Origin of the sequence: Chryseobacterium cucumeris (genome assembly GCF_001593385.1) — a bacterium.
GTDB classification, from domain to species: Bacteria; Bacteroidota; Bacteroidia; order Flavobacteriales; family Weeksellaceae; genus Chryseobacterium; species Chryseobacterium cucumeris.
Map to the genome: position 1 here is coordinate 529,575 of NZ_LUVZ01000023.1, position 20,395 is coordinate 549,969.

The window sequence follows — 20,395 nt, forward strand, 5'->3', positions numbered from 1 at the left end:
TCAAAGACTATTGATCAAAATAATGGGTAAGATCAGATATATTTTTGATATGAAGATCTTCAGCCTGCTTTCTTCGCATCATCAGAGCATAAGCATTATTAAATCCTAACGGTTTCAGCCATTGAATCCCATATTGTTTTTCAAACTCGGTATTCACATATTCATAGGTTGTCTCAGGACTTTTGGACACATTGCTGATGGTCTCTGTGGAAGGTTTTAAAAGCACCAGAAGCCCTGTTCCCGTATATTCAGGATAAAAGTCTATGGCATCATTCATTAACGCATCAAAACATATTTTTGTTCCCCCTAAACCCGTTTTCGTTTCCACTTTATAATCTGTATACCCTTCAATAAGCATAGTATACATTTCTGCGAGAATATATTGCTCACCAAAGATTTTTGAACCAATTCTGACTGTTCCGGAATTTCTTTTTCCAGGACTTTTATACAGATTATTTCTGATGAGAAATTCCTTTGCAATCTTTTCCGGGGTTTCATGGAGATGATCAGCTCTGTAATTCAGGTCTGTCATAATGGAATCTGTGAACTTTCCTGCCAATAGATTTAAGGTTCTCTCCAGCTCCGGAAATTTTTTCAGCGTTTTGGTCTTGATAATGGGAGCCGCATAATAAGGAGGAAATATTTTTTTATCATCATCCAGTACATACAGATCATACGCTTTGATTCTGCCGTCTGTAGAATATCCGCTGATCAGATCCAGTTCATTCTCATAAGCAGCCTTATACATAATCGCATCACTTACCACAAGAGGATTTACATTGAGTCCATAGACTGAGCGAAGCCCGATATCACCATCCTGTCTCCCCATAAATTCCGGTGTAAAACCCGCTTTAATCGTACGGTGTGACCAAAAAATCAGAACATATCCTATTCCCAGAATAATAAGGATAACAGGAAGAATATATTTTAGTTTTTGAAAGAACCGATAACCCGATTTCTGGATCATGGCAATAATCTGATCCAGAAAAACAGCTAATAATGCCGCCGGAATGGCTCCAGCCAGAATCATATTCGTATTGTTGAGCGAAATTCCCCCGAAGATAAACTCTCCCAAACCTCCTGCTGCCACAAAAGAGGCCAGAGTAGCCACTCCAACATTAATAACAGCAGCAGTCCTGATACCTGCTATAATAACCGGCATGGCCAAGGGAAGCTTTACTTTAAAAAGAAGCTGGTTTCTGTTCATTCCCATGGCCTTCGCAGCCTCAATCACAGCTGGATCTACACCCGTAATTCCGGTATAGGTATTCCGGATAATGGGAAGAAGGGCATAGATCAATAAAGCAGCAATGGCGGGCTTCGGACCAATGCCTAAAACAGGAATCATAAATCCCAGCAAGGCAATACTCGGAATAGTCTGTAAAATTCCGGCGATGCCCAGCACCGGACTGGAAAGCTTCTTTTTTCTGGAAATCAGTATTCCTAATGGCACTCCCACAATGATAGCCAAAAGCAGAGACAAAAAGGTAAGCCCAAGATGCTGAATGATCTGGGTGGTTAATTTTTCGTGCTGTTCCGCAATAAATTGCCAAAGACTCTGCTGCTGCGTCATACCATCTGTGATTTTCTATACTGATTAAACGCTCTAACCACTTCTTCATACACTTCAGCGTTTTGGTGATCCGAACTCAATTGCTGTAAAATATCCCATACACTTTTACTACCCGTACCGTTGGGTCTGTAGTATACATTTTCTGGTATAAGAAACGGGCTGATGTGATGTAACGATGTTACTTTATACTCTAATAAAAGACGGTTTTTGGTGAAAAAATCACGCACAAAGTCATTTTCAGGGTGGTAAAGCATTTCTCTGGGAGTACCGGTCTGTATAATTTTTCCCTGATCCATCAGACATATCCGGTGACCCAGCTCAAAGGCTTCCTGTACATCATGAGTAACCAGTATGATAGTTTTACTTTTAAGTTCTTCCAGCGATTTAAATTCTGAATGAATATCAGCCTTGGTAATCGTATCAAGCGCTCCGAAAGGTTCGTCCATAAGCAAAACAGGATTATCTGCAATCAATGCTCTTGCAATACCTACCCGCTGCTGTTGTCCGCCGCTCAACTCGTGGGGAAACCGGGAAAGTACCTCTTCAGAAAGATGGAGTTTGGCCAAAAGCTCATCCGTTTTCCTTTTCGTCTTCTTTTTGTCCCATTTCAATAGCTCAGGAACTACTGCAATATTCTGCTGAATCGTATAATGGGGAAATAACCCCGAATGCTGCATGACAAAACCAATTCCCATTCTCAGTTCCTCAGCCTTCTGATCACGGATATTTTTGCCATCTATGAAAATATTTCCGGAATCTGATTCTATGAGACGGTTGATCATCTTAAGCGTGGTTGTTTTCCCACATCCGCTGGTTCCTAAAAGAACAAGAATCTCCTGATCAAATGCCTGAAAAGAAATTTGATCTACTGCCTTTTTTCCGTTAAAACTTTTTGAAATTGATTCTATTGTAATCATCGGCAAAAAATTACTGGGCAAGTCTGATTCCTGTGAACTGCCATTTTAAATTAGGCTGAAAAAAATTGCGGTATGTATTTCTGCTGTGTCCCGGAGGAGTAGCTTCCGAAGCTCCTCTTAAGACCATTTGATTGATCATGAATTTTCCGTTATATTCCCCTACAGCTCCTGCTTCTTTCTTAAAATGAGGGTAGGGCAGATAAGCAGAATTCGTCCATTCCCAGCGTGTTCCCCAGTCAAAATAAACGGAAGCTGTTTCCCATTCTTCTTCAGTAGGCAGACGCATTCCTTTCCAGGAGGCAAAAGCAGACGCTTCATAGAAATTGATATGGCACAATGGGGCGTCAGGGTCTATTTCCTGTAAGCCATTGAGGGTATAATACATCCATTTATTTTCGATATAATGCCAGTACAGCGGAGATTTTGCAGCATTCTGTTTCACCCAATCCCATCCTTCAGCATGCCAGTGTCTGAAATCTTCATATCCGCCTGCTTTCATAAATTCTAAATATTCACTATTGGTGACAAGCCGGCTGGCAATTTTAAAATCTGTAAGATATACTTTATGCCTTCCTAATTCATTATCAAAGCAAAATCCATCTCCTTTATATCCAATTTCATAGACTCCTTCAGGAAACCTGAGCATTTCCAGATCTCCGGAGTTGTTTTTTCCGGGTTTTTCTTCTTTTGTATACGCCGGGAAAAGCGGATTGTGCCCTAAAATATATTTAATGTCAGTCACTAATAATTCCTGGTGTTGCTGCTCATGGTTAAGCCCCAGTTCCAACAGCGGTTCAAGAGCTTCTGTCAGAAATGAGCTTTCAAGAAAAGCTTCCATATGCTCATCTACATATTTTCGATATTGATACACCTCTGAAACAGAAGGACGGCTGAGGTTTCCGCGGTCGGTCCGGATCACCCTTGCTCCGATAGTTTCATAGTAGCTGTTGAAAACAAAATTATACTGTGGATCAAAAACCTTGTAATCCGGAAAATGCGGGGTAAGGATGAAAGTCTCAAAAAACCAGGTGGTATGACCAAGATGCCACTTAGGAGGGCTTACATCTACAATCGGCTGTACTACATAATCTTCGATTTCCAGCGGAGCACAGATTTCTTCAGAACGTCTGCGGATGTTCCGATACTTTTTGGTAATATCTTTTGCGATGATCTCTGGTGTCATGTCTTTTAGTTTTTAATGATTACAATTCTATGAAATAAGGATGTTTTATTTTTTCACTTTTGCAGATTGGCTGTGTGTATCATCTCTTTTTATTTTACCTGCCAGATGCTGTCTAAAAACCATTTTTTAGCATCTTTGATTTCTCCTGTGATGGTAAAACCTGATTTCTCGCCCAATTCCCTGATGTTTTCAGGAGAAAATTTCTGTGAAATTTCCATATCGATAAGTTCGTTTTCTTCAAAAGAAATCTTTGTATTGTCAATCATAACATCCTGGCTGATAAGGCTGATCAGAAAACTTCTGCAGGCTCCGGTAACAGGATCATAAGTCTGGTAATGCTGAAATTGTTTCACATCGAAATCACCACCCAGTTCATTGTTGATACGGGTCAGAAGATTAAGGTTAAAAGAAGCGGTAATTCCTTCTTTGTCATTATAAGCCTCCAGAATGATGTGCGGATTTTTCTTGAGGTCAAATCCTACCAATACACGATCTTTTGGGGATAGATTGCTATTCAGATGCAGACAGAAGTCTTCAGCCTCTTCAGGAGTCATATTCCCGATATTGCTTCCTAAAAATAAAACAACTTTTCTCCGGTCCGATAAGGAAGCGGCTTTTTGAAGCATTTCAAAATAATCCCCTTCCAGACAGACTATTTTCAGTTCAGGAAGCTGATTGCTTAGTTTTTTGTGGAGTATCGAAAGGATATTTCCTGAGATATCAATCGGCATGTAAGTAAAGTCAATCCCTTTCCTGATCAGCTGTTCAAGTAAGTAGGTCGATTTCATGGCGTCTCCTGCCCCTAATTCAATCAGGTCGAAAGGTTCGTTTCCGGGAATAAGCAGATCAATAAGTTCATCTGTTTTATTTTTGAAGATATCCAGTTCACACCGGGTCAGATAATAGGAAGGCATGGCCATGATTTGCTGAAAAAGATGATCACCTATCTTATCGTAAAAATACTTTGAAGATAATTTTTTAGGAGTATTTTGAAGTCCGTTCAAAACATCTGAACGGAAATGATCAACAGCATTCTTTTCAGTCTTAGATTGTGGGTCTAACTGTATATTCATAAGTCTTATTTTGTGTGATTTTGTAGATTATTGCAATTATCCTGCCTTTTACAACATGAAATTTTTTTGCATATATCTAATTAAATATAAACAATTTTACTTTTAATAGAATGATTATCATGATGTTTTTACAAGATGTGGTACTTTTTTATACCCCGGAAATTCTTTCTTTTAAAATTAAAACAATGAAGAAGAGTAGAGAAGCTGTCTTGTTTACCGCCCGAAAATCAGTATTCAACGTTTAATATGACCTGTTCAAAGTATTTGTTCTTATTCCGATCTCTGCTTTGCCATAATTTTACCATCACAAAACATCACTATTATGAATACTACATTGAACTTGAGTAAAAGAATACAATCCATTTTATCCCTGTTTATTTTGACGGGAATGGGATTTTTGTCTTTAAAAGCACAGACGTATACCAAGGGAGAAAAAGACCTGGAAACATCCGTTACCTCCGCGTTTCAGAATACAAAGAACATCAGAGCCGGACTGCTGAACGTTGGATATGCAGAAGTAGGCCCTGCCAATGGAAAACCTGTTGTTCTTCTTCATGGATGGCCTTATGATATCCATAGTTTTGAAGAATCCTCCGCTATACTTGCTGAAAAAGGATACCGTGTCTTAGTCCCTTATTTAAGAGGCTATGGAACCACTACCTTTATCTCACCGGATACAAAACGCAACGGTCAGCAGAGTGCTGTTGCATTGGATATCATTGCCTTTATGGATGCCCTGAAAATCGATAAGGCCATCATTGGCGGTTTCGACTGGGGTGCAAGAACCGCAGATATCATGGCTGCACTGTGGCCTGAACGATGCACCGGACTGGTAGCGGTAAGCGGCTATTTGATTGGAAGTCCAAAGGCCAATGAAAAACCCTTGCCTCCGAATGCCGAGTTGTTATGGTGGTATCAGTATTATTTTTCAACAGAAAGAGGGTATAAGGGGTATAAAGCCAATACTTTAGCCTTTAATAAACTGATATGGAAAACGGCTTCTCCAAAATGGACTTTTGATGACCAGATCTACGAGCGTTCTGCCAAAGCATTCGATAACCCTGATCATGTAGATATTGTGATCCACAATTACCGCTGGCGTCTGGGATTAGCAAAAGGAGAAAAACAATACGATGCGCTTGAAGCCAGGCTGGCAAAATCTCCGTCCATTTCGGTCCCAACAGTTACCCTGGAAGGCGATGCCAACGGAGCAGCATTTCCTGCACCGGAAAGTTATGCTTCAAAATATACAGGTCAATATGCACATCATACTTTAACGGGCGGAATTGGTCACAATTTGCCACAGGAAGCTCCAAAAGCATTTGCAGAGGCAATCATAGAAGTAGATTCCATGTCAAAATCCAAATAAAAATCTGAAAGAATACAACAAAACCACTGCTCAAGAACAGTGGTTTTTTATCTTTATAGTATCCTAAACTAGTTTTTATACTCTTCTTCAACCTTCAGTTTATTCACCAAAGGATTGGCATACATTGCTAAGAAATACTCTCTGGAAACAGGATCTGAAGGATCTATGCGCATTTCAAGTCTGCGGACAAATAACTGTTTTTCCTGTTCCGTATATTCGGAAGCATATGTATTCGTGTTATGAAGCAGATCGTAAGCGATATACTTGGTTGGCCAAAGCTTATAATTACTGATGATAGAACGGTCAATTACCTGTGCAATGGCCTGCAGTTGTTTGTTTTTATTATCAATGCTGGCTGCTATTTCATCCAGTTCTTTATCCAGAACATCACCGGCATGAAGGTGAATACGTTTCTTTTGACCCAGAATTCCGCTGATAATGTTGGTAAAATCTTCATTTTTCCCTTTAATGTATTCCTCATCTCTGTGTTGTGCCAGTAGCTGAGGCATTTTTAAGGAATCTGTAGGATCATACTCATAAGAGATAGAGATAGGAACAATCTTTAATGTTTTAAAATAATCTGTCAATGATTGGTCTCCGGCTGCCATGGCAAGCATTTTCAAAACACCCTGCTGGGTAGAATCGTTACCATTTTTGGTACGGCCTTCACGCTGGGCAATCCATACAGAGCGGTTTTCCTGAAGGAGCAGCTCTTTAATATACTCAGACATCGTCTGTGAACTTGTCAACTGTTCACGAAGCGGCAGTCCTCTTTGTACCAGGAAGTTACGGTTCAACTTGGCCAGTACATTTAAGAAATTCTTACGTACAAGATTATCACCAATGGCAGAAGCTGTCATTACATAACCCCCTTCCAGCAATACCAGATTAAGCAGTGAAGTATCCAGAACGATATCCCTGTGGTTCGAGATGAAAAGGTAAGAGGTGTTTTTGTCCAGCTTATCAAAGCCATAAGTCGTTAAACCGTCAGAACTTTTTGCAAGGATCTGGCGAACGGCAAAGGCAACAAACTGATGCTGAAAATCACTGATGGAATGAACATTCTTAAACTGTTCCAGCCAAACCTGCTCATCTGTATCAGGAAAAGTAAAATTCATAAAGGCTTTCATCATGGGATCACGGGCGATGCTCTGTAATCTCTCATTCACTTCCTGATCATTGAAATACCGGATTTCATCAAACTTAGACATGCGGTTAGGTAAAAATTAAAACTTTTTGCAAAAGAACGAAAATTTATCGGGGGAGAGGCTATAAAGGGTGTTAAAGTATTATGAAGGGCGTAGGAGTTGGTTAAAACAACTGTGCAATAAGTATCTTGACGCACTCCTTCATCCGTTCACTATGCACACAAAAAACACATAAACAGCTAAACACATAAACAAACACACACCAATAAGCCCACCTCGTCATTCCGCAGGAATCTAAACAATAGTTTATCCTCATTTATCATCAGAAAGCTTTCTGTGCCTTGATTCCTACGGAATGACAAACGTTGCGGATAGGCTAGGTGAATAGGTTGTAGTATGTTGAAGCAAGTAACTATTCACGTACACACCAATAAGCGCCCATTTTTTCAATCCGCAGGAATCTACACTGTTGGTTTATCCTCATTATCATCAGAATGCTTCTATGCCTGGATTCCTCCGGAATGACAAACGTGGTGGATAGTCTGAGTGAATAGTTTGTATTATGTCTGGATCAAGTAAGTGGCTATGCGTGCACATAGAAACACCCACCTTGTCATTCTGCAGGAATATCGACTCTTATTTTATCCTCCGAATTAAAACATTCTCTATGAACTTTCTACATTATTAATCTGACGATATCCAATTTTGTAATTCATATAAAATATCCGTATCAAATCCAGTTTTCAAACAGGTAATTCAAAAATTCTAAATTAGGATTTGTGCTCCTTATCAGTTCAAGTTTCTTATTTCTTGACCAGTTTTTGATTTCCTTTTCTCTTTGAATGGCATGGTGAATCCAATCATATTTTTCATAATAAACTAGAAACTCAAGATTATATCTTGCAGTGAAACTGCCTGGATTTAGCTTCGTTTTGTGTTGATACAATCTCCTGTGTAGGTTGCCTGTAACACCTGTATAAAGAACTCTTCTGTTTTTATTGGTAAGAATATAGATATAGTAGGTATATCTTCCTTTTGAAAACGCAGTCATTTGTGTATTTGTTTTACAAAAGGTACAAAAAATATAGTACCACTGGTTTTTCAATTGGATTTACTTGTTTTTATTCCACGGCTTGTCATTCGGCAGGATGTCACTGTTATTTTATCATCACTAATTATCAGAAAGCTTTCTGCGTCTGGATTCCTACGGAATGACAAACAGTGTGGATAAGCTAAGTGAATAGTTTGTATTATGTCTGGAGCAAGTAAGTGGCTATGCACGCACACAAAAACACCCACCTTGTCATTCCGCAGGAATCTAAACTCTTATTTTATCCTCATTCATTATCACAAGCTTTTTGTGCCTGGATTCCTATGGGATGACAAACGTTGTGGATAGGCTAAGCGAATAGTTTGTATTATGTATAGAGCAAATAAGAGAGTATGCACGCACTTAGAAGCACCCACCTAGTCATTCCGCAGGAATCTAAACTCTTATTTTATCCTCATTCATTATCACAAGCTTTTTGTGCCTGGATTCCTACGGAATGACAAACGTTGTGGATAGTCTAAGCGAATAGTTTGTATTTTGTCTGGAGCAAGTAAGTGGTTCTGCACTCACAAAGAAACACCCACCTAGTCATTCCGTAGGAATCTAAATTTTTTGATTATAAAATTTATATTCCAATCAATCTTTTAAAAGACTTAAATCCGGAGCAGCTTAGGTAAGAAAATGATCAATTAAAAGATTAAACATCATCTAACTTTCCAATGATGTCTTTAGCCTCAATTGGATTTCCCAGACTAATTAAAGTTTCAATGATTGAAGAAGTTGAAATTCTATTTTTTGTTTTATACGCTAGTAAATATAATAGAGCCTCAGAAGTTAGCAATATAAATCTTCTAACATCTGTATTCCAGGTAATTTCATTAATGAAACTATCCAAATTTGATTTGAATGAATTACTGACAATAATAAATCCAAATTTTTTATATCGTTCCTTTTGTAAGCTTGGGATAATCTTATCAATATACTCTTTGATAGCTCTGTCATCAAGCCCAAGAGCATAGCCGTTTGAATATGCTTTGGCATCTATCAGAAATGCAGTATCATCATCACTGTGTTTAATAATGGCATCAGGATTGCGTCCTGAGCCCTGTCCTAATATATTCACTTCAAAATCCAGTTGCTTAAAAATTTCGCAAACTAGTTTTTCATAAGCACTTCCCTTTGAAGAAGATGATTTTTCTTTGTCATTTCCCAGTTCAATAAGTTTAGCCACTTTTGGAATCAGATAGTCTGTCAGTTCGAAAGAGGTACTGACTGTAATGGTCTTTTCCTCCTCAACTTCTAAAATTTCGACTTCTTCTTTTTTCAACTTAGCAGGAGACTGTTTATTAGGATTCCCTTTAAAGTTCCAGAAAGCATGCTCCGCTGACCAGTTGTTTATATCCTTCCCGGAGTAAGAGCCTAAAAACTTTTTTATTTCTTCATTTAATAAGTAAAAATATTTATATGCTTCAACCTGGCTCTCCGTTTCATTCCAAAGTTCAAGCTCTCTATAAGAATTTATTAATGATGTATACAAAATGGGCCACTTCTCATAATCTTGAACTTGCCAGAAATAAGACAGAAAATAAGATACTGAACCAGGATTAGGAGCCCTTCTTTTATCTTTTGCTTTTGAATAAATATTTTGGCTATATTTTTCTAAAGCAGCAATTTTAGTAAAACTTTCTTCCAGGTTTTTAGGCTCGGCAATGGTTTCTTGGATTAGTTTGGTTAAGTCCTTGATATTGGATTCGCTATTCTTCACTAATTGATTGAAAAACATTTGTCCTTTTGTTGCAGTAAATCCCCACAAATTATTTCTTTTATTAAAACTATCTACATTGGTCTTAAATTGATAAATATTAATTTTATCCGAATGAAAGTCATTGATGAATTTTTTTAATTCAACAATTGCAGCGAGCCTTTCCTCGTCAATATTAGGAAGCTCATTCCCTTTGGTATCATGCACTTTTTAATTAGCGACATAATTATCCCATATTTTTTGAATGTATTGTGTTTTTTGTTTTGAAATCATGGTTTTTTGAAATTTTGTTCTTTTTTAATTATTATTCAGAATAAAAGGAATTACGCTTTGATTTAGAATGTTTAATTTTTGGAAATATTCGATAGCAATAATAAGAAAATCTTTAGTTTTACTCATGAGGAAACACAGATTTATTGAGTATATGGCACATGAAATAATTCATATACACTATAGATCCTGTTTTAATTCATTAGGTGACTGTAAAACAGTAATAATAAAACTCTTCATAAATTCTTTAAATGTACCATTTTTAACATCAATCCAGAATGCAGCATCATGTTCTATGTTGTGATATTGTAAGAAAAATAAAGGCCACCAATGTGAAGTTCTGAATTTTACGCCTAAATAATTTCTAAGATCATTCAGGTATACTTTATCGTAGTGTGAATCCATATATTGAGGTGTTTTTACCAAACCATAAATAACTCCACCTTCTTCATAATTGAATTTTATGAAAAAGTTTTTAAAGACAGGAATTTCAAAATGATGAAACTGTTCATTATATATGATCCGCATTTTTAATTCTTCGGTTAGCTCATCTACAAGTTGATACATTTGCTGATCAACAAGATTTTTCATTTCCTGTTTAATCGAATTTAAAGTATTGGATACTTTAAAAGCCGTTTCTATATTTTCTTCAGTTTCAGTGATAAAATGATTTAGTGAACCCAGGTCTAAATTTTCTTTTCCCATATAATTTTCAATAAGTTGACTTTCAAAATCTACCAGAAAACAACGTACTCTTTCATTTTCTGTATTTTTTATAAATTCTTTTAATAAAGGTATGATATGCTCTTCGTAGTTGATTAAATAGAGTTTTCCTGTTTCTATCAGTCTTTCAATCTCTTTTCCACCACTGTACTCTGTTAATTCCTTTGATTTTGGGGTTAAATAGAGCAGCTGATAATGATTATTACTGATATACTGTAAGTATTTTAAGTAATCTTCAACCTGATTTTCCTGATCTTTTGTCCAGGGATAAATTTTATTTTCAATTCCCAGAACACTTGATTGGTCCTGGTTCCTTAGGACAATGTCTACTCGTCTGTTTTCAAAGGTTGAATCTTCTAAAATAACCTGAACTTTTTTCTGAGTATCATAAGGGAAATACAATCCTAATTCTTCTTTGAACAATTTCAAATAAATATCTCCCTGGCCATGGTCTTCATTTGGATCCAGAAAAAATGCTATTATTTCGGAGACTTTATTTTCGTTCCAGTTCAGGAACTTCATAGCATTGAATTTAGAAGCTAATTTGTTAGAATGTCTTTTTTCATATTCCATCTCAAACTTAGAGCGGGCCTGGATCTCCCGGAAAAAAGAAATATAATCGTTCATGATGTATTAGTTAATCTGTTTTTACTCTTCTTGGCAATAATAACGAAAATCTCCAGCTTCTGCTTACGGGAAAGCGTAAATTATCTTAAAAGTCACTATAAATATTGCTCAGAAGTACCCATAGACCCTTCGGAAGTCCCTCTAGCCCCTTCACCAAGCCTCTGGAGGGACTTCATGAACGGTCTCCACCCCCCTTCATGAAGGGGCTATACCCCCTTGGGTAAGGGGGTAGACGGACTTGGATAAGGGGCTCCACCTGCTTATATAGGAGGGTAGAGACCGTTGTCCAAAGAGGTAGAGAGGGTTGCTGTACTACCTGGAGGGTGTTAGGAAGGAGGCAAGAGGAGTAAAATACTATTGTAAGAATCATGAGCACTATTCGTCTGGCTTCATCAGTGGTACAGCCACCATTCCTTTGCTTCCTCCAATCATCAATTCGAATCAATAAAACCTTTGCATTTTAAAATATTCTGTTTCTTCAGATGCAATGGCTTATTATTTTGTTTTAAACGCAGGGTCGCAAAGTTTTCAATATTGATATGTTTTGTAAGGCGCAAGAAAATCAAAGATTTTCAGCAGGTAAGTATATTGGGTTATAGCAATTTTATCGGAGATAAAATCTTTGCGCCTTAAACAGCGGCCCTATAATAAGAACTTGCGTCTTTGCGATTTCCAACCAAAAATAAGCAGATGGATCATCACAAAAAAAGCACGTTTTTCACGTGCTCATGTTGAGAGAGGATGTATTGAATGTAACACTATTTTACTTAGAAGATGTATCAGGATCTGCTGAGGACGGAGGAACCTGAGTTTGCTGAGGAGTTTGTGCCGTCACAAAAAACTGCTTCATATCATCATAAATAACATTGGTCCCCGGTACATTCTCCTCGGAAAGGTATCTAATACTTCGGTAGAAACTGATGGCGTTATGATAGTTATCGTGATCCAGCAATACTTTGGTGTCTGAAAGCTGTTCAGTTAAAGAATCCAGCTGTTGCAGTCTTTGTTCGATCTGTTCTCTGGCGATATAATCTTTATCGAATTCTGCTTTATCCAGGAAGTTAGGAACATATTGGGCATATTGTTCCATGTAGATTTTGGCTTTATTGACGAAAAGTTTGTTCTGTTCGGCAATTCTTCCATATTGCTGTCGCTGATCCGGAGTAAGGTTGATGGTTTTTCCCAACAGTACAGACTGGATGTCCTGAATTGCTTTATCAATAGTTTCCAGATCACTTGTTGAAAAGCTTACACTGATTAAATTGTCTAGTGCCATAATATTGTGTTTTTTTGGTTTGTAGGATCAAATATAGCGAGTGCCAGGCATAGAAAAACAGGGGATTGTAAGATTTTTAACGCATGTTCGTCAGAAAGTGAAAACCAGATAACAGCGTTTGTTTTTTCTAACTTTTTGATGAAAAAAAGAGGGTATAAAAACGGAAATGGCGAAATAGGAGAGAAGGCTCGTTTCACAGTATCAGCATGAAGAACAGAGATTGTAATTATGCTGTTTTTTAGGGGGCATTTTTATAAATATTTTTCTATATTTAAACCTCATAAATGTTGATTTATCATGGAACATACAATACATCAGGGACGCAATGTAAAACGATTCAGAGAAATGCTGGGCATCAAGCAGGAAGCATTGGCTCTTGACCTTGGGGACGACTGGAACCAGAAGAAAATTTCTCTGCTGGAACAGAAAGAAATTATTGAAGACCCTTTACTGAAAAGAATTTCCGAAGTATTGAAAATTCCAGTGGAAGCGTTTCAGAATTTTGATGAGGAGCAGGCGGTGAATATTATAGCTAATACAGTGACCACTGTTAATGATAATGCCACAGGTCAAGTATTTCAGATAAATCCTACGATTAATACTTCTGAAAAATGGTTGGAAGCATTAGAAGAAATCAAAAAATTAAATGAAGAAAAGATTGAGCTTTATGAAAGGATGCTGAAGGAGAAGGATGAGATGATGGGGAGGCTGGAGAGGTTGATTGAGAAAGGGTAACTTAAGATATAGAAAAAGGTTCAACAGAAATGTCGAACCTTTTTTATTAGTAATGAAGCTGATTATAATGGCCTGTTATCATGAATTTCATCAACCAAATTTGACAATGTATGCTCTTTGTCTTTTCCTAACCTACATTGCCATATTACTATTACTGACCATCCTATTGATTCCAAATAATCAGTATTTTGTTGGTCCCGTATAATATTGCTATTTATCTTATTTTCCCAAAATTCTTTCCTAGTTTCGGGTAGTTTGGCTTTTTTACAGTTCTTATGCCCATGCCAAAAACATCCGTTTATAAAAACAATAGTTTTATATTTTGGAAGAACAATATCAGGTTTTCCTGGAAAACGTTTATCATTTTTTCTAAATCTAAATCCATTAGCAAATAAATATTTTCTTACCAAGATTTCCGGCTTTGTTTCTTTTCCAGAAATCTTGGACATGATTTCAGAACGTTTTTCAGATGAAAAGATGTCAGACATTAATCTTCTTGTGTATTTTTATTTACAAATTCATGATAAATTTCAATAAACTCTGGACATGTTGGTGGACTAATATTATTTTCTACTTCATATATATATTGGAAAACATCATCCCAGAAATTATATTCTAAATCACTTTCGTCATCGTTCTCGTATAAATAAGAAAGCTCTAATAGTAAACTTGCTAATGAGTCTATATTTTTTGTAGTTATTTCAAAAGAAATACTACTGTGATCATGAGGGTGAACCACATCATAATTAATATTATCTGATAGTAGGTTTAATTTATAGCCAACATACGCTAACCTTGCATAATCATAAGCAATGTCTTCATTAGTACTTGAAAAAAGAATTGTATATTTTGGAAAATAAATATCAAAAGGTTGTTCCTCATCTAACAATAAGTTTACAATATCATTGTTATTATTGGTTTTAATATCTTGAATTTCTATCATATTTTTTTAAACAGGTGCTTATTTTATTAAGTGCTTTTACTTAATTTTTACAAAATCGACTCCAACTCTCGCAGGGTGTGAAAAAGCATGATTTGCTATTCTTTGAGTATAATCGTTTCTTAATGTCGTTACATAGTAAACATCAAGATCTAATAAATCTTCGTTACCTTTAAAATTGGTTAATTCCCACATTCTAATTTTATTATCAACCATTTTATTGTTTTCTACAAAATAGCTTTTTGGTTTTACATAATATGGTTTGTATAAAAATTTAGATAATTTATTAATATTTTTATCTAATGTTTCAATTTTCTTGTTTAATGTCTTTATTTGATCTTTCAAAACATTAATATTTTCGGTATTTTCATCGAAGTTATATTCTTTAGAACTTTTTAGCATTGGATTATCTGGATGCCCCCAGAAAATAGCTTTATTATTAGGTAGAAAACTAATAAAGGCGGTATCTCCCAGCATAAGAGCCATTTCTATATCAGGAAATTCTTTTCCTTTCACAAAAAAATAATTATTTCCTATTTTTGATGGATCATAGCAATCACATAATGCTGTAATACATAAATAATAATCATCTCCCAGTCCTTTAAAAACGTCTCCAAAATTCAAATTGGGAATATCATTTTGATGTAAGCTTTTTACAGAGACGGAATTATAAAAAACATTTAATTGAAATAGATCTTCATTATTAGGTACTTTATCTTTTAATTCATTGCTCTTGAAATCTAAAAATTCTGAATTTAAAAGTTCAAGTTTAGCAGTTCTTAATTTTAAAGTTGCTTGTTCTAATAATAGCTTCTTAATAATAATACCAAATGTTTTATCATTTTTAATGTGATTCCTAAATTGAAAAAGAGCTTCAGTTGAAGATTTTAAAATAGTCTCATCAATAAATCGTTCATTTGAATTAAAAATAGCTTGCATTTCCAATCCTAATAATTGAAAAAAGCTTCCTTTATTTTTTATGATTATATCTGAAATCCTTTTTAGTAATTTTTTATAATCTGAATCTGTTTCAAATTCTTTTTTTAAAGTTAAGACAAAAGTATTATTAATCATAAAAGACCCGTCTCCCACATTTAATACTTCGTGCTCATTCAAAGATTCATAAGGTATAATATATCTTTCAATATTAAGAGAAATGTAAATATAACGTAAAAGTAAATCCGGAGGTCTATTCTGCATTCTTTGAATAGGAAACTTATCTATCTCTATTAAATTTTCTTCAAAAAAATCTTCGTAGCTTTTAGTAGTATTATTCCAAAAGCTTAATATTTCATGAGGTTCTAAAGTTTCAAAAGTATCCCTTATCGTTTCAAAATCTTGTTTATTTAATCCTGAGAAATAAGCATCTAAAAAAAGTGGGATTTCATCAAACTGTTTTGAGCTAGAGTAAATACAACAAAAATTAATATATGGAGCACTAATAGCTCTATTAAGTAAATTTAAAGAGTAGTCTTGCCCCGATAGTCCAGCTAATTCCCAATCTAATAGAATAAGGTCTTTTCCTTTAAATAAATAATCTAAAGTATTATTATCTTTAAGATTTGAAACCTCAAATTTGTGAACAGCTAGACTCTTCCCATTTTCTTTAAAAGTTTTAAATAAATCAACAGAAAGTTTTTCTTCTACTATATCGCTATCAATTGAAGTTGCTGAAAAAAAATCTTTTGCTTTTTCATCAATAAAAACGGCTGAATTGATTGATGAATTTAATATATTAAATGCTGTTTGACTGTACATTCTCTATGGTTATTGAGTTAATAACGAAGCAAGCTCCGTTTAAAGAGTTATATTTTTTATCGTTTGTTGCGTAAATATCTAATCCTGATTCATTTAAACTTTGTTTTGATAGGTAAAGACCAATACCTCTTCCGTTAGGTCGCTGAGAATAAAATAATTCGAAAATTTTATCAAGTCGGGAATCCAGCATTTTTTCGCCAGAGTTTGCAATTATTATTTCATTAGTCTCGGATAAATAATCAAGCTTTATTATACGTAACTCTTTATTTCGCATCCAATAAATTGCATTATTTATAATATTTATAAATACAGTATGAATTATTGGTTCCTTAATAAAAACTATATGTTTTTTAAAATCATCAGAGACCTCAAAAATTATATTATATTCTTTGATTTGATTTTCAAAAAACTGAAGTAAATAGTTATAAACAGAACTGCAATAAATCTCTTTAATTAAAGATCCAGATATCCTATATAATGGAGATAATAAAGCATATTTATCTTCTAGTTGTTTAAAGTTTTTTTCTAGGAAACCAAACTCTTTAACTGAATTTATTATATCAATATTACTTAATATATCTAATTGATTATTTATTTTTGCGTATAACTGATTGAATTCATGATCTATAATTTCTACAGCAATTCCCAATTGAGCTGTTTCTCTAGTTTGTTCCCATTGATAGCGCATTTGATCATATTGAGCCTTATATGCTCCTTGTATTAGTTCCTCATCGATATCAAAGGATAAACGTTTAATATGTTCGACTAATGGGAATAAGGTTTTTTGTGCTTCATTAAACAGTGTGTTGTATTGAATTTCAACTTTGTATGTATAATCTCTAATTTGTTCTTTAGAAATAATATCAGCAATAATTTGTTCTTTTTCCTCAGAAAGAGTTGTAACGAAACGTTTGGCTCTTTCTCGATAGTCTTTCTGTAATGAAGAACATTTTTCTTCTAGTTCTCGTCTATTGTAATTCAGTACTTTTTCTAATGAAGATATATAGCTATTATATTTTTTTGTAAAATCAATCTTTAAATCTCTGATCTCTAGTTTATCTTGAGCCTTTCTGTTCAACTCTTCTCTTTTTGGTTGTACTAGTTCAATATAATCATTTAAACGATTTTCAAATTTGTATAGCCTGTCTTTCTGTGCCTCAGTAGGTTTATATCTTTTTGGGGTTTTGGGAATTAAATTTTTGAATTCTATATCCATTACTTGAAGCTCATCTAATATTTTTTCTACATCTGAATAAGTAACATTTAAACTTTCTAATTTTTCACTTAACTCAAAAAGTAAATTTTCATATTTACTTTGATGTTCTTCTAGTCTTTTGGGGTATTCATTAAGGGATCTTGTAAAAGCAACCTTATCAGCTTTTTCTCTTGCTTTGTCTGCTTTTAGAGCTTCATGTTGATCATTTAATTCTTTTTTCTTATCTAAAAAAATAGATTGCTTTGCTTCTGTTGCAAAATAATCTTGTGCTAATGTTACAAAGAAATTAATGGCATCACTTGTAAATGCTCGATATTGAGCATTATTAATTAAACCTTCACGGCTGGATTTATCCTTAAGATTTTCATTACGTTCTCTAGTTATATCTAAATAGCCATACATTCTTCGATATGAAAAATAAGCAGTACCAGCTCTTTTGGAACGCCTTTCTTCGAAACCTAAAAAGTCCGCATTTTCTCTACCATAGGGTAGTACTCTAAAATTATCTCTGAATATATATAGCCCTCCATATTCGTTAACTTTAGTTTTTAACGAATTAAATTGGTTTTCGGTTAATGTTGATGATTTTTCTTCCCCTTGTGAGTATCCTAACTCAATTGGTATTCTTCCGTAAAATCGCCTTTTATCCTTTTGCCGTGGATTTGTATAATTATAGTCAATTATTTCGTCATATATCTTAATTTGGCCTTGAAAACTCCCATAGCCATCAAATTCACCTTTAATTAATACATCAGCTAATTCAAAATCAGATTTGGTAAAAAAGTTGCCTCTTGAATTTAATAAATTAAAAGTTTCTTCTTTAACATTAATAAAGAAAGTATTATTTATTTTGAAATCCAAATCTTTAAATGGATTTGTAAAGCCTGTTAAACTGGAAATTACAAATTTACGATCTTCAAGACCATCTTCATCTTTATCAGATAAATCAATGATTTGATCTATAGGGTTAAATGTAAGAAATATTGTCCCATGGCTATCTTCATTATCATAAAATGATTTAAGTCTTTTAAGTATCGGTTCCTCTAATCTAGTATTTTTTGTATCTGAGATAATTTCAGATTTTAATTCAATTTGTTTATCTTCCCAAATATATTTATTATCAGAATCTTTTTCTTTATCAAAGTTTTTTAGAAATGATGTTTTCAACTTTGTAAAGGCTGTATCAATTGTATTTAAATCATCAATTGATTCAATCGGAATGATAATATCATCCAAAAATAAATTATAATTTTCTAGAAGTCTCCAATCAAAATATACAGCCTGTAATGGGTAACCTATCTTCTTTGTGAGCATTAACATAGGATTACCTAGATAAGCAATAGATAATCTTCCAATCCCTTTTTCTCCTGCTTTAATACGAGGTTTCTTCCAAAGAGTTTCTTCAGATTCAATATCTGTCTCTGCTCTGGATTTAGAATCGGTTCCTAAAACTAGCCATTTATCGAGAATATCAGAATTAGACATACCTTTTCCATCATCTGAGATTATGAAATAATTATTTTCTAATTCATCGAAACCGATTTTAAATAATTCTGCATTAAGATTATCAGCGTAAGCATCATAACCATTTTTCCATAGTTCTGTTATGGCGGTTGGTAAATCAGCAATCTGACCCCTTCCTAATAAGTCAACAGCTCTTGCCTTAGTTCTAAACTGCATTTTTGTGATTTTGAATTATTGCGTGACCAATTGCCGATGCATATTTAGGGGGAACGGCATTACCTATCATCCTTGCTATACCAGCAACACTAGTACCTTTAAATTTATAATTTTTCGGGAATGACTGTAATACGGCGCCTTCACGCAAGGATATAGCGCGGTCTTCCTCAGGATGTACAAATCTTCCGTTTGACATACTATAAAATTTTGTAGTTATAGTGGGTGAGGGGCGATCCCACCACATACGTCCATAAATATCTCTAAATCCGTCAAGTTTTCCATAATGACAAGCAGGAGCTAATTCTTTATCAAAAACATATCCTAATCTATCCCCACCATCTTTTGGTGTTATTGCCAATCTTTTTAAATTTATTTCTTCAAGTCTTGCTACTGTATGCAAGAATTCAGATGTATCTTTATTTCCATGCAATACTTCTGGGAATCCATTATGTGTACCGAGTACATCTCTTACTGTAACTTTTTTGCTATTCAGAGCAATTGGAACTATCTCAACTTCAGTTATTCTATTAGCTATTAATGTAAATCTTTTTCTATATTGAGGAACTCCATATTCACTTACTTCATGTACATTAAAATGAACTTTGTAACCATTTAATTTTAACCATTTTATAAAGCTTTCCAAGCCACTGGCCCTTTTTTTTCTAAGAACACCAGGCACGTTTTCTACAACAACATATCCCGGATTGAAATATTCAACAAATCGTCGGAATTCTTTTAATAAGTCCTTAGATTCTTTTGATTTTTTCTTATCAGTATTGATAATACTCCAGAACTGGCATGGGCTACAACCTATAAGTAGTAAATTATCATCATTTTTATTAAGCTTTAGGGTGTTTTCAAGATATTCTTCTTCCAATTTAAAAACATCTTTATGAATAAATGTTGCACCTTTAATATTGGCTTCATAAGTTTCTTTACAAGAAATATCATGATCAATTCCTGCTATTATTTCAATTCCTGCTTGTTGCATACCACAACTCATTCCACCCCCGGAGCAGAAGAAATCAACAGCTTTAATTTTTTTATCGGACATTAATTTAATTTACTATTTTGAAATTATTAGTAATTGCAAA

At 34.6% G+C, this 20,395-nt stretch carries 16 protein-coding genes; 2 read left to right on the top strand and 14 right to left on the bottom strand.

The window, feature by feature from the left end; all coding sequences use genetic code 11:
* Positions 1-7: 7 nt before the first annotated feature.
* The 4 genes from A1704_RS14845 to A1704_RS14860 all read right to left on the bottom strand — a co-directional run bounded on the left by A1704_RS14845 (position 8) and on the right by A1704_RS14860 (position 4,746).
* On the bottom strand, positions 8-1,573 hold the full coding sequence (locus tag A1704_RS14845; protein WP_062674669.1) for an ABC transporter permease/substrate-binding protein: 1,566 nt from the start codon (positions 1,571-1,573) through the stop codon (positions 8-10).
* Positions 1,570-2,490 carry an ATP-binding cassette domain-containing protein gene (locus A1704_RS14850; protein WP_062674671.1) on the bottom strand — a complete coding sequence of 307 codons (921 nt, stop codon included), beginning with the start codon at positions 2,488-2,490 and terminating at the stop codon, positions 1,570-1,572. Before A1704_RS14850 ends, A1704_RS14845 begins: the two co-directional genes overlap by 4 nt.
* A gap of 10 nt (positions 2,491-2,500) precedes the next feature.
* On the bottom strand, positions 2,501-3,673 hold the full coding sequence (gene egtB, locus A1704_RS14855; RefSeq protein ID WP_062674673.1) for an ergothioneine biosynthesis protein EgtB: 1,173 nt from the start codon (positions 3,671-3,673) through the stop codon (positions 2,501-2,503).
* 89 nt (positions 3,674-3,762) lie between these two features.
* Positions 3,763-4,746 carry an L-histidine N(alpha)-methyltransferase gene (locus tag A1704_RS14860; protein WP_062674675.1) on the bottom strand — a complete coding sequence of 328 codons (984 nt, stop codon included), beginning with the start codon at positions 4,744-4,746 and terminating at the stop codon, positions 3,763-3,765.
* Between the two features lie 322 nt (positions 4,747-5,068).
* Here A1704_RS14860 and A1704_RS14865 point away from each other — a divergent pair, with 322 nt between their 5' ends.
* Positions 5,069-6,115: an alpha/beta fold hydrolase gene (locus A1704_RS14865; protein ID WP_062674676.1), complete on the top strand. Its 1,047-nt coding sequence runs from the start codon at positions 5,069-5,071 to the stop codon at positions 6,113-6,115.
* Between the two features lie 68 nt (positions 6,116-6,183).
* Here A1704_RS14865 and A1704_RS14870 read toward each other — a convergent pair whose 3' ends face one another.
* The 5 genes from A1704_RS14870 to A1704_RS14890 all read right to left on the bottom strand — a co-directional run bounded on the left by A1704_RS14870 (position 6,184) and on the right by A1704_RS14890 (position 12,972).
* On the bottom strand, positions 6,184-7,326 hold the full coding sequence (locus tag A1704_RS14870; protein ID WP_062674678.1) for a 1-acyl-sn-glycerol-3-phosphate acyltransferase: 1,143 nt from the start codon (positions 7,324-7,326) through the stop codon (positions 6,184-6,186).
* A gap of 667 nt (positions 7,327-7,993) precedes the next feature.
* Entirely contained in the window at positions 7,994-8,314 is a 321-nt protein-coding gene (locus A1704_RS14875) for a GIY-YIG nuclease family protein (RefSeq protein WP_062674680.1), read from the bottom strand.
* 697 nt (positions 8,315-9,011) lie between these two features.
* Complete coding sequence (locus A1704_RS24510) at positions 9,012-10,283, bottom strand: restriction endonuclease FokI C-terminal domain-containing protein (RefSeq protein ID WP_062674682.1); 1,272 nt, start codon at positions 10,281-10,283, stop codon at positions 9,012-9,014.
* Between the two features lie 243 nt (positions 10,284-10,526).
* Positions 10,527-11,696: a PDDEXK-like family protein gene (locus A1704_RS14885; RefSeq protein WP_062674684.1), complete on the bottom strand. Its 1,170-nt coding sequence runs from the start codon at positions 11,694-11,696 to the stop codon at positions 10,527-10,529.
* A gap of 763 nt (positions 11,697-12,459) precedes the next feature.
* The gene (locus A1704_RS14890; RefSeq protein ID WP_062674686.1) at positions 12,460-12,972 is read right to left on the bottom strand and encodes a hypothetical protein; all 513 of its coding nucleotides are present in this window, start codon (positions 12,970-12,972) and stop codon (positions 12,460-12,462) included.
* A 297-nt stretch (positions 12,973-13,269) separates the two neighbouring features.
* Here A1704_RS14890 and A1704_RS14895 point away from each other — a divergent pair, with 297 nt between their 5' ends.
* Complete coding sequence (locus A1704_RS14895; protein WP_062674688.1) at positions 13,270-13,707, top strand: helix-turn-helix domain-containing protein; 438 nt, start codon at positions 13,270-13,272, stop codon at positions 13,705-13,707.
* 62 nt (positions 13,708-13,769) lie between these two features.
* On the opposite strand, the gene A1704_RS14900 is transcribed toward A1704_RS14895, so the two are convergent.
* The 5 genes from A1704_RS14900 to A1704_RS14920 are packed head-to-tail and all read right to left on the bottom strand — an operon-like array spanning position 13,770 to position 20,355.
* The gene (locus tag A1704_RS14900) at positions 13,770-14,195 is read right to left on the bottom strand and encodes a very short patch repair endonuclease (protein ID WP_062674690.1); all 426 of its coding nucleotides are present in this window, start codon (positions 14,193-14,195) and stop codon (positions 13,770-13,772) included.
* Complete coding sequence (locus A1704_RS14905; RefSeq protein ID WP_062674692.1) at positions 14,195-14,650, bottom strand: hypothetical protein; 456 nt, start codon at positions 14,648-14,650, stop codon at positions 14,195-14,197. Before A1704_RS14905 ends, A1704_RS14900 begins: the two co-directional genes overlap by 1 nt.
* A gap of 36 nt (positions 14,651-14,686) precedes the next feature.
* A complete protein-coding gene (locus A1704_RS14910; protein WP_062674694.1) occupies positions 14,687-16,405 on the bottom strand; it encodes a response regulator receiver domain in 1,719 nt (572 codons plus the stop codon).
* Positions 16,383-19,301: an ATP-binding protein gene (locus A1704_RS14915; RefSeq protein WP_062674695.1), complete on the bottom strand. Its 2,919-nt coding sequence runs from the start codon at positions 19,299-19,301 to the stop codon at positions 16,383-16,385. The genes A1704_RS14910 and A1704_RS14915 overlap by 23 nt, the downstream gene beginning before the upstream one ends.
* Positions 19,291-20,355: a DNA cytosine methyltransferase gene (locus A1704_RS14920; protein WP_062674697.1), complete on the bottom strand. Its 1,065-nt coding sequence runs from the start codon at positions 20,353-20,355 to the stop codon at positions 19,291-19,293. The genes A1704_RS14915 and A1704_RS14920 overlap by 11 nt, the downstream gene beginning before the upstream one ends.
* Between the last annotated feature and the right edge of the window lie 40 nt (positions 20,356-20,395).